Below are 9055 nucleotides of genomic sequence, written 5' to 3' on the forward strand. Positions count from 1 at the left end.
TTAAACCACCATCTTTCATGTTAAGCAGTTGTTGTTGATGCTGGCGTAGGTTCTAATGTTCCATAAATGTATGCTGCCGAATCCGCTTGAATAACATCAAACCCTTCAATCACACGTAATGCTGTTTGATTCTTACCAAATAAAGCATGTTCACTCACTGCAAACTCCAATGAATCTTTATCAATAAAATATGCCCCAGCCATTGTTGAACCATAGAATACAGGAGCTTTCCCGCTCACATTCGGTAGTTGAGCATCACTAAAAACATGAATAGGTAAGCTTTGAAACATTTTTTGTGTTGCGTTTTGAGGATTAGGTTGTAAAACTGGTTTTCCATCTTTGTCTTCCTCACTGTCTAAAATGTCAAAACCAGTTTGATTTGTAATAATAATTGCGTCAATTAATGCATCTGGATCAAGGTCTTTATTAATAGATGATTTAAATGGCCTCCATCCTTTTAATGCTTTAGCTGTTTTATCTTTAGCAAGAGCCGCAAAAATCTTTTTATTTTCCGTTACAATGGCATTTTTAACAAACCAACGATTAATATAAGCTAGTAATCCAGCTTTTTCTGCACCCATTAGTATTCGAGATACTGGAATTAATTTACCAAACCATCCAACACTGAATTTCTTCGCTTCAAATCCTGGTTGGTCTGTATCATCAACATCTCCACCATCAGTAAAATCAGATAAACCAACAACTTCACCTTTTTCAAAGTTAAATGAACCGCTAGTAGATTCTGTAGGAATAACTGTGATTAATCCTTTCGCTGATTTATACTGTTTACGCAATTCAATAATTGCAACACGTACATCTTCTGGAATTAAAAGATTTTCACCATCTGTACCACCTGTAATAAGTGCTTTTTCTGTATCGTTTAATGATTTTTTTGTAAGCAATTTAGCAATAGCTTTAAATCCGCTGGCTTTTTGATTATTAATTTGCTTATGAACTCCATCATCGTCTACATTGTCTTTTTCTGCTTCAAACAGCCGTTTTTCTAAATCAAATTCCTTTTGTAAAGTATCGATTTCATCAAGTGCCTCTCCTGCTTTTTCTAAATCCTTTGTTTCGCCATCCATAAACCCTTTTGCAATTAAACGTTTCTGCTCGATTTTAGCCAATGTTTCTCTCATTTTTTTATTCATTCTCAGTACCTCCAATGTTATCTAATGATTTTTGTGCAAAAAGAAAAGACTCTACAGCTCTCATACGTAAAAGAGTAGAATCTTCATTGCCTTGTTTATTCGTTTGTTCAGTACTATGCTGTTCTTTAAATTTATCAGCACCGTATGACTTGGTAACACCAGCATTTTGTTGTGCTGGAACTGCTACAAAGCTAACTTCATAAGCATCTTTAGCATCTTCCAAAGAGAAATGACACGTTTTTCCTTCGTATGATTTCCCCCAGAAGTGCCTACAATAATCTTTCTTATTATCTACACCACAGATTGAGCAAATCGCCTTATTTGTTGCACACCCAACCGATACCTCTTTCTTAATACCACCCTTAATTTCAGCAATCAAATCTTTATTAGCATCTGTATTCAACATGTAACAATGAGCTACTAATTGAGTATATAATTCACCTGTTTTTGATATTTTCACACCATCTTGAACAAGCTCTGTCGAATAAATACGGGCTACTTGTGTATCAGCAGAACGTCTATGATCTTTGATAACGGTTTTGCCCAAATATAGTTTTTGTAAGCCTTGCAACGTTTTCAACGGAAAAACTTCGAAATCGCGATCAATCTCGTTATCACACATTACTAGTTTAAAAGTAAAAACTTCCTCCGCTGTTAATGGAGAAAGTGTTAACTTATTAATCTGATTCAATTCTTTTGTAGTTACTTCTTGAGCAGAAACTTGGGCCGCTTTTATAATTAAGCTGTTTGTTTCATCTCCTTCAGTGTCTCTATAATTATGTTTTTGAGCCATCCTTTCACTTCCTCCTTCCCTTGCTGATTATTAGTATATTGAGTTCCAGTTAGTTCAACCGGTATACTTGCGCCATTTCCTAATAATTTGTCTCCGCCTTCTTTAGATTCCATGTCTAAAAATGCTCTAGCTTCATTAGGTGTATAGATAAAACTTGCGACAGCTTGTGCCAATGTTTCAATTTGTGTTTTTAAATCAGCACGTAAAATAACGGATACATTAAATTTAAAATGCAGTCCGTTGTCAATTTCCTCTTTGCTTAATAACTTATAAGTAATTTCTTCTTCATACTGTTTGATAATATAAAGAAGTGTATCCACATAAAAACTTAATTGTTGCGCTTCAGCACTCGCATAGCTCGACTTTTCATAATCGCCTATTTGCTGTGGTTTGATACCAAATGCAGAAGCGATTTGCAAAGCGCTATACTTTTTCACCTCAATGAACTGACCATCTGTCAATTTCACATTTAAAGGTGTAAGTGTAGCCCCTAAAGGTATAGGGATAATCGCGTCTAATCCTTCAATATTACCCTTTGCATAATCCTCAATACCCTTTGCAAATGTCTTTGCATTTTCATCACTAAGTGAACCTGTGTATTGTAAAACAGCTTTTGCCGTAAAGCCACTATCATACAGTCTATTAAGCATTCGCTGTGCTTTACTGTTACCTTGAATCGTCAACTTTAACTGATCTTGAACAGCAACACCATTAATTCCATCAAATGTATGAGAGGTTTTAAAATGTAGAATTTCCTCTGAAGAAAATCTGTACATCCCGCTTGGTCCGCTATAAATATAATAGATTTTATTTCTACCGCCTTTAAATAAATCTACATTATCATTCCATATCTGTACTTTATCACTTGGTAGAATCCACAATTGAGTCTTACTACCAGCCCCAGAAATTAAACAATAGGCATTCCCATAGTGATTTCTGTTATATTCAACAGTACTCCAAAAGGTTGACGATGTCATATATGGATTCGGACGGTCTTTAAGTAAGTTATATAGATGATGTTTTCTAGCATTTACAACACCATTCTTATCATTGTATTGAAGTAATTTAAGTGGGAGCTTACCAACTGCTTCACTCAGTACTTTCAAACATGCAAAATAAGTAGCTTCAGACAAAGCTTTATCATTCACACCACTTATACCTAGAAATTCTACTAGTTGTTGCAATGACATATCCTGTTTACCACCGATGAAGCTAGCTACTTTCATCCTAAATCGTTTAACCACATTCACTTTCTCACCTCCTACAAGGATGCATACATTACTTTTTCCATCCCATCATTTCAAGATACTTTTCCATCTCGTTTTCTACATCAACTGCTGGTTCTTCACGAGTTTTTAACATCATTGTATGAGCATCAATAACAGCATCTACTGGATCAATTCGTTTATGTTTTGCTCTTGGTTCTTTATCTACTTTCATTTCACCAAAAGAGTTTTTAACGACTTTAGCATTGGTAAAAGACCAGGTTAAAAGTTCATTTTGTTCGTCATACTCCAGTTTTTCTGATTTACAACTAAGCTGCACATCAACTGTTGCATCATTCAAGAACCTAGCTGATTGAGTAATCATAAGTAAAGGACAACCAAACTCTTCTAAATCAGATAAGATACCATCAGCGTTATGTGGATCATAACCAATCCCCAAGAATGTGAGATTGTAACGCTCTTGGATTTCTTTTAAATGCTTAATGATAAACTTATAATCGTTTTTATAGTCCATAACTCCGCCTGTAACGGTTAATAGCCCTTTGGTTTCCCATAAGTCATACGGAGCTAAATCTGTTTCTACATGTTCTTCTAATCGACCACGAGGCATGAATGAATGCGAATATAAATAATATTCGTTGTTAGGTTCTTCAAACTCTAAAGCTAAAGTGGTTAAATCTCCACCAGATGATAAATCCAGCCCAACCCAACAATCACGACCTCTGAAATCTTCCAAAGTACGATTAGATCCGCATATTTTCCATTTTTCAACATTAATGAATTGGTTATCTGCATTTTGCGACCACATATTTAAACACTTGATAAGAAAATCTCGTAAGTCCATACCGCCCATATCTTTTGCTGTTTGAGCATCGGTCCTAAGAGTTTCCATTCCACCTTCAGTACGTGCTAAATAAGGGTTAGATTTAATCCAATTCTTTTCATCCCAAATGTCATCTTCTTTGTCCAAACAATAAATGTCCACAAAAAAATCCTCAGCAGTAGCAGTACCGTTAAGGATATTTAAACAATATGAATCCATCTCGTAACAAAAGCTATTTAGATTATTTCCTCTTGTTGTAATCATAGAAACTAATGTTTCCTTGAGTGCTCTTGTTCCGTTATAAATCGCTTTGTAGATGCTGTTGTCTTTATGTTGATGGATTTCATCCACAGATGAAAAAATTGATCTAAATCCATCGTCCAATGAACGCTCTTTAGATAAAGCTTCGATTGTACAATTTGTAGTTAATGCAGTAATAACTGTTTTGTATTCCTGCACCTTAAACAATTCAGTTAGATCATCATCTACATTTATAAACTTAGCAATTTCATCCCAGGCTAACTTTGCTTGAGCATGCTTAGTAGCAACGGTAAATAATTTACCGTAATTATAGCCACTAAAACCAGCTATATAAGAACCCCTTATACCATTCTCAAATGTTTTACCATTTTGTCTAGCCACACTCTTATATAAACGTCTAAAACGTCTACAGTCATTAGACTTTTTTAACCATCCAAACGGTACACCTAAATCAAAACATTGAAAATCATGTAATTCTAATGGTCTAGGCTCTGAACCTTCAGCAATAGTTAATGTCTCAGCATAATCTAGTATTCGATTAGCTGCTTCAACATCCCAATAAAAAGGATAATCAGAATCATTAAAGCTTTTCTCTAAATCGTTTAAATGTCTTTGGCACGCTTGAATATGAGGTTTGCCAGCTACCACCTTACCAGCTACTACTCTTCTAGCATATTCAGTCGCTCGATCTAGAATCATGCATTAAATCTCGCAAATTTATTTTGTGGTGGTGTACTATTTTCATTATTTGTAGGGACAACTAATTTACATCGAGAAGCTATTGTTAAACCTAAGTCAGATGCAGAATCTCTCACTTGTTTAAATGCATCCTTTTTACATTTTCGATAGTAATCTATCATTTCTAGGTCCTCATTCATAATAGATTCATTGAGCTTAGTATCATAGAAGATCCATTCATCTTTATTTCTCAAATACATGGCCAATGAATCACAATCTAAATTACTCATGATACCTATAGCAACTAATTGAGCAGCGATCTTTTTAAATTCCCTTTTTTGAGCTGCATTCAGAAATGAAGGAGCACGAATGTTATCACTTGGCGCCTTAACTTCCTGCTTTTTTCTTGCTTCAATTTCGGACTTGGTTAAGTGTTTCTTACCTTTTGCAACCACTAATTCTATTGGCTGTCTAGGTCTAGCCATGCAAATTCCCCCTTCCATTGAAAAAATTTCATTTAGGGAGTTTTTGCTACGTTTTCCTCCCCTTGTATCGTTATCCCCAAGATGGTCAAAACTTTTTAACCCACCCCTACCTTTACAGACTTAAACGAGGTTGTGTTTAAATTCAGAATTAGCATCATAGCATTCAAGAATATAAAACTTCTTAAATCGAAAGTATGGGCTTCTATGAGCGTCTTCGTTGAAAGCGATTATGCTTTTTATTGTGGCATTCAACGCATTGATTACGTAGATTATCATATGATAACCGAAGCTCCCAACCTTCTTCTGTTTGAATTGGTTTGATATGATGGACCTCAGTTGCTATTGATCCACAGTCTTCACACTTATAATCATGATCACTCATATACTTAGCAGATAGTATCTTCCAATCAGTAGACAGATAGAACTTAATATACTTAGGATCACGCTTGCTATTGTACTTCCTATTCGCTTTCTTGTTTGCTGTTGCTTTAGCTTGTTCTCTTTCTTCTTTAACAATAGCATGACAACTATCGCAATAAGATGCAGGATATACAATCGACTTCTTACATCTTCGACATAACTTCAATATCATCTTTATCAATCTCTTCTAGCTCTTTAGCTAATGCTGCTCTGTGTTTTGATATAACATTGAGCTTCTTAATCATTTTCTTATTACTGAAATCCAATTTGATAGTGCTGAAACCATCTTTATTACTCATATTAATCACCCTTTCACTGTGTTGCTCACGACCTCTACAAGCAAATTACTTTCTTCTTACTGCACCATAACCTTTCATACCGATCACGATTCTTACCCATTATGTCTTCCCATTCTCTAGTAGTAAGCTTCTCATATAACCGAATTTCTTTAAGGTTCTTTTTAGCATCGTCACTAAGAATGTCTTTCACTTTTATCTTGTTTACATCCTTTTAGGCATAATAAAAAGCACTCGTTATTTAACGAATGCTTTTCAGATTTAATTTGGATATATAGAGAAGAAAGAAGTAAATCTAAATCTCACCCGAACGATTTTTATTTCGCTTTAAGTAATTAATGTACCTATTAAGTGAATTTATTTTATCTCGTAATGCATCAACCTGTTCCATTTGCTCCTCTGGAATAACGGTTACTAAATCTTCCACATCGTCTAACATCTCTTGCCTTAACAAATCTAAATCCTTTATAAAACCAGGATGAATATTTGAGTTTTTAGTCCCTCTAAGGATATGTCTTACATAATCTCCTGGTAATAACTGTTCAGGACTATTTAAAACTTGCTGTTGTAATCTTGCTAACTTCAATAATTCTTCTAATACTTCTTCACTTTTAGTTTCTGAGTGTTGTTTATTTTCAACAGACTCTTGATCCTTAATTTTGGTTAATAATGTACTTAGTTTATCATTTAAATCAGGCCACCATTTTTCGAATACTGTTATTAACCTTCCTTCATCTAAAGCATTTCCTTCTATTGATTTATTCATGTCTAATAATAATTTCAGAATTTCTCCCTTATCAAAAGTAGTAGTTTGAAATTGAGTTAAAGGGCCTTTAACATCAGAATTTTTCACACCAAAAAGGAATGGTGATACAAAGGATCTGTCAACAGTTTTAGTTAAAGCTCCAGCTTCAAAGTGAATCCATGGAGCATCCAAGTTCTCAGGTGTTAAAAAAACAAGACCGAATGATGATTGTTCTAGCTCACGAGCAATATCACTACTCCATCTATTTCCTTTCCTAATATCTTCAGCTGAGACATACGGATCTACTACTTGAATCACTGAAGGTAACCATTCCCTAAAAGCTATTGCTAACTCCTTACTTAAATCTCCCGACCAACTTAAGAACACTTTCATTTTTCCATAATCACTCCATTTTTCGAAAATAAATCACCTCCTAATAAAATTCGCTATAAAACGACAAAACCCTTCTTAAAATTATTACTCAAATATAATTATATATATGAGATAAAATTATCTTTTTTACTAATATTCGAATAAAAATTATAATCTTCATACTTTTTATTTTTATAACCCTAAATGATCATCGACTGAATTACCCATATCTTATATTGTGTTGAACTGAATCGACCCTGAAATCCCTTGATACATATACTTTCAACACCATTTTAAATATGAGTTAGACACTCTATTTTTTATGAGTAATTAAAAAGCAAAAAAATATTAAATCTTAAAGCTAGCCATTGCCTTATCCATACTGTCTTGATTGACCCCGATATATCTTAATGTAATATCTGGACTACTATGATTAAAAATCTCTTGTAGCATGGCTACATCTTTTGTTTGTTGGTAAAAGTGATACCCAAATGTTTTACGCATTGTATGAGTGCCTATATCCCGTAGTTTGAATTTAACTGCAGCTTCTTGAAGAATCTTATAAGCCATGCTTCTTCCAATAGGCTTGTTAATTCCTTCTCTACTTTTAAAAATAAACTCATGATCTTCTTTACCTTCAATATATAATTTAATCTCTCGTTTAAGAGATGGAGTAATTCTAATCCACTTTTGCTTTTTCGTTTTCTGCTCTCTGATAATGATGTGTTGATCTTTAACATCACGAACTCTTAATTTAAGGATGTCAGAAATTCTTAATCCGGTATTAATTCCCATCAGGAACAACATGTAATTCCTACTACTTTGTGATTGGAAATGAGCCTTGATCGCTTCAACTTTTTCCATATCTCTTATTGGTTGTACAAAGTTCACAAGAATCTCACTCCTTTAACAATTCAATAAGAAAAAGGCGATACCGATTTAAAATCAGTACCACCTCAATATCGAATATATAGGCTTACCCACCTATTATTAGTAACATAAAAAAATATGTCCTATATATAGGTGGCAATCGTACGGGAAAAATACAATAATAAACCAGTCTTATTTTTAATTAGACCATTTCTTCAATTGCTCTGAACCTTCTCACTTCAGCCCTTCTCCTATAGACTTCCGATTTTATTGTCTCTATTGCTGTAATAGGGTCCGTATCTTTATTTATTCCTCTTATTCTAAACCTTTGCACATCACTTCGAGACATTTTATTTGATTCATTATCTTCCCAATAATTTAACTCTAAAATATCTTTAGTTACCATATTAATCAAACTCTTTGCTATAGGTGAATTTCTTAAATCACCTTCACCATTTTTCCCAGGAGCTTTTAGGGTAATTTCATATGTATCACTACTATCAGAATCAAAACCTTGTATCCAGTAATCATTAAGGTTAGTATCCTCAAATATTTGCGTACCATCAATTATTCGTCGTCCTGTATTATAGAGTTTCACCCTCAATAGAGTAATTCTATTATTATTGAAAACACGTAAAAAATCTTCATCATCAAATTCTCGTGATGTATTAATATAGTTAAAAGGAGAATTGTAAATTTCCTGAAAAGCCCCTTCCAGCAACAATCCTGCTCTCACCATGTTTATTTGCTTTTCTAAATTAGAAGGTGGATAGTTCCTATGGTGTATTAACATTCTTTTTTCCTGTAAATCTAAAGAATAAAATGTATTAAGATACGGAGCAACTTCAGGAGAAAATGTATTTTTCTCATCATCTACTGACGTTATATTTGGAGCATATTCTTCGCTTACACAGAATGTAATTATACTACTATCG

11 protein-coding genes are annotated in these 9055 nt (G+C 33.9%); all 11 read right to left on the minus strand.

Annotation, left to right across the window (positions count from 1 at the left end; genetic code table 11):
- Positions 1–20: 20 nt before the first annotated feature.
- Positions 21–1151 (minus strand): phage major capsid protein, encoded by a 1131-nt coding sequence (locus V7014_RS14065; protein WP_335508078.1) that lies wholly within the window; start codon positions 1149–1151, stop codon positions 21–23.
- Positions 1144–1944 carry a hypothetical protein gene (locus V7014_RS14070; RefSeq protein WP_335508079.1) on the minus strand — a complete coding sequence of 267 codons (801 nt, stop codon included), beginning with the start codon at positions 1942–1944 and terminating at the stop codon, positions 1144–1146. Before V7014_RS14070 ends, V7014_RS14065 begins: the two co-directional genes overlap by 8 nt.
- Positions 1890–3194: a phage portal protein gene (locus V7014_RS14075; RefSeq protein ID WP_335508080.1), complete on the minus strand. Its 1305-nt coding sequence runs from the start codon at positions 3192–3194 to the stop codon at positions 1890–1892. The genes V7014_RS14070 and V7014_RS14075 overlap by 55 nt, the downstream gene beginning before the upstream one ends.
- A 28-nt stretch (positions 3195–3222) precedes the next feature.
- Positions 3223–4953 carry a terminase large subunit gene (locus V7014_RS14080; protein ID WP_335508081.1) on the minus strand — a complete coding sequence of 577 codons (1731 nt, stop codon included), beginning with the start codon at positions 4951–4953 and terminating at the stop codon, positions 3223–3225.
- Positions 4950–5417 (minus strand): phage terminase small subunit P27 family, encoded by a 468-nt coding sequence (locus V7014_RS14085; RefSeq protein WP_335508082.1) that lies wholly within the window; start codon positions 5415–5417, stop codon positions 4950–4952. The genes V7014_RS14080 and V7014_RS14085 overlap by 4 nt, the downstream gene beginning before the upstream one ends.
- Positions 5418–5619: 202 nt before the next feature.
- Positions 5620–6009: an HNH endonuclease gene (locus tag V7014_RS14090; RefSeq protein WP_335508083.1), complete on the minus strand. Its 390-nt coding sequence runs from the start codon at positions 6007–6009 to the stop codon at positions 5620–5622.
- Positions 5981–6136 carry a hypothetical protein gene (locus tag V7014_RS14095; RefSeq protein WP_335508084.1) on the minus strand — a complete coding sequence of 52 codons (156 nt, stop codon included), beginning with the start codon at positions 6134–6136 and terminating at the stop codon, positions 5981–5983. The genes V7014_RS14090 and V7014_RS14095 overlap by 29 nt, the downstream gene beginning before the upstream one ends.
- Before the next feature lie 34 nt (positions 6137–6170).
- Positions 6171–6326: a hypothetical protein gene (locus V7014_RS14100; protein WP_335508085.1), complete on the minus strand. Its 156-nt coding sequence runs from the start codon at positions 6324–6326 to the stop codon at positions 6171–6173.
- A 102-nt stretch (positions 6327–6428) separates the two neighbouring features.
- Complete coding sequence (locus V7014_RS14105; RefSeq protein WP_335508086.1) at positions 6429–7271, minus strand: TIR domain-containing protein; 843 nt, start codon at positions 7269–7271, stop codon at positions 6429–6431.
- A gap of 327 nt (positions 7272–7598) precedes the next feature.
- The gene (locus V7014_RS14110) at positions 7599–8141 is read right to left on the minus strand and encodes a site-specific integrase (protein WP_335508087.1); all 543 of its coding nucleotides are present in this window, start codon (positions 8139–8141) and stop codon (positions 7599–7601) included.
- Between the two features lie 181 nt (positions 8142–8322).
- Positions 8323–9055: hypothetical protein (locus V7014_RS14115; RefSeq protein WP_335508088.1), on the minus strand; the 733-nt coding region annotated here is incomplete at its 5' end.

Origin of the sequence: Bacillus sp. JJ722 (genome assembly GCF_036963345.1) — a bacterium.
Classification (GTDB): domain Bacteria; phylum Bacillota; class Bacilli; order Bacillales; family DSM-1321; genus Bacillus_AD.